At 43.7% G+C, this 2,268-nt stretch carries 3 protein-coding genes; all 3 read left to right on the plus strand.

The window, feature by feature from the left end; translation table 11 throughout:
- A partial coding sequence (locus LC574_RS36490; protein WP_229458491.1) for an NAD-dependent epimerase/dehydratase family protein occupies window positions 1-992 on the plus strand: 992 nt, incomplete at its 5' end.
- A gap of 12 nt (window positions 993-1,004) precedes the next feature.
- Entirely contained in the window at window positions 1,005-1,649 is a 645-nt protein-coding gene (locus LC574_RS36495; protein WP_229458492.1) for a DUF4291 domain-containing protein, read from the plus strand.
- 6 nt (window positions 1,650-1,655) lie between these two features.
- A partial coding sequence (locus LC574_RS36500; protein WP_229458493.1) for a glycosyltransferase occupies window positions 1,656-2,268 on the plus strand: 613 nt, incomplete at its 3' end.

Below are 2,268 nucleotides of genomic sequence, written 5' to 3' on the forward strand. Positions count from 1 at the left end.
AACGTCTCCAGCGCTGGCAAGATTTGACGGGTAAATCTATCGACTTGTTCATCGGCGATATTACGAATTACGAATTTCTCCATAAAACATTACAGCAATTTCAGCCAAATGCTCTGGTGCATTTTGGTGAACAGCGTTCGGCCCCATTTTCCATGATTGATCGAGAACATGCAGTTGTTACCCAGGTCAATAATGTAGTTGGTACGTTGAACTTGCTGTACGCCATGCGGGAAGATTTCCCCGACTGTCATTTGGTGAAGCTGGGGACGATGGGTGAATACGGTACACCCAACATCGACATCGAAGAAGGGTATATCACCATTGAACACAATGGACGCAAGGATACCCTACCTTATCCCAAGCAACCCGGTTCAATGTACCATTTAAGCAAAGTCCATGATAGTCATAACATCCACTTTGCTTGCCGGATTTGGGGATTGCGGGCAACAGATTTAAATCAGGGTGTAGTTTACGGCGTCTTAACCGAAGAGACGGGGATGGACGAACTATTAATTAATCGGCTGGATTACGATGGTGTGTTTGGTACAGCACTGAACCGCTTTTGTATTCAAGCAGCGATCGGACACCCTTTAACCGTTTATGGTAAAGGTGGGCAAACTCGCGGATTTTTGGATATTCGGGATACAGTAAGATGTGTGGAATTAGCGATCGCTAACCCTGCCGAGGCTGGTGAATTCCGCGTATTTAACCAATTTACCGAACAATTCAGCGTCGGCGACTTGGCATTGATGGTGAAAAAAGCTGGTAACGCTATGGGATTGAATGTAGAAATCAATCACCTAGATAATCCCAGAGTCGAGAAAGAAGAACATTATTTTAACGCTAAAAACACTAAATTGCTCGATTTAGGTTTAGAGCCTCACTTGCTTTCTGATTCTTTACTCGATTCTCTGTTAAACTTTGCCATCAAGTATCAAAAACGAGTCGATCACAAACAAATTCTGCCCAAAGTCTCTTGGCACAGACATTAAGATAAACTCTGCGTGCGGCTGATAACAGAACCTTATTTAACTCAAGTCAGTAATTGGCCTGAAAATGGTCGTCACATTTTAGCACAATATGACGACCATTCAATTGTTGTTTATCAAGCATATCGTCCAGCTATTGGTGACTTCGTCGCCACCTACGGTTATTTTGGTGATGAGTTCAGTTTTGAGCGTATGAGTTGGATAAAACCTAACTTCCTTTGGATGATGTATCGTTCTGGATGGGGTACACAAACTGGGCAAGAGGTAGTATTAGCTATTTGGATTAAGCGCTCGGCTTTTGATGAAATTTTAGCGGCGGCTGTTCATTCCAGCTACGTTCCAGAACTTTATCCCGATAAAAGTGCATGGCAAAGAGCATTGAAGCAATCCCAAGTTCGCCTACAATGGGATCCAGACCATCACCCAACTGGGACAAAATTAGAACGACGCGCTATTCAGTTAGGGTTACGTGGTGAAGTACTAGCTGCTTACGCCAAAGATTGGATTGTGAACATTGAGGATATCTCGGACTTTGTACAAAAACAGAGGCAAAACATTAAATCTGATTGTGCAGAGTTGATTACACCACAGGAGAGAGTCTATTCTGTGTTTGATACCGAAACGCAAGCAAAGCTGAGATTATCTGCCTGGACTGAATAGTTTTTTATGAGAATTGCCCTATTTACCGAAACCTTTTTACCCAAGGTTGACGGCATTGTAACGCGCCTGCGCCATACTGTTGACCATTTACAGCGCAGTGGTAATCAAGTGCTGGTAATTGCCCCTGATGGAGGCATCACAGAACACAAAGGCGCTAAAGTTTACGGCGTTACTGGCTTTCCTCTGCCATTGTATCCAGAATTGAAAATGGCACTTCCCCGCCCAGCTATTGGGTACGCCTTAGAAGAGTTTAAGCCAGATGTTATTCATGTTGTGAATCCAGCAGTTTTAGGTTTATCTGGCATATTTTATAGCAAAATCCTCAAAATACCCTTAGTGGCGTCTTACCATACGCATTTACCCCAATATCTCCAGCATTACGGCTTGGGAATGCTGGAGGGTTTTCTTTGGGAACTGCTCAAAGGCGCTCATAATCAAGCTGCTTTGAATCTGTGTACTTCCACAGCAATGGTGGAGGAACTGACAGCACATGGTATTGAACGTGTAGATTTATGGCAGCGCGGGGTAGATACGGAATTATTTCACCCGGATTTAGCTAGTGTAGAGATGCGATCGCGCCTATCAAAAAATCATCCAGAAAGTCCATTGCTACTTTACG

This window comes from Nostoc sp. CHAB 5715 (assembly GCF_020829685.1).
GTDB lineage: Bacteria > Cyanobacteriota > Cyanobacteriia > Cyanobacteriales > Nostocaceae > Nostoc.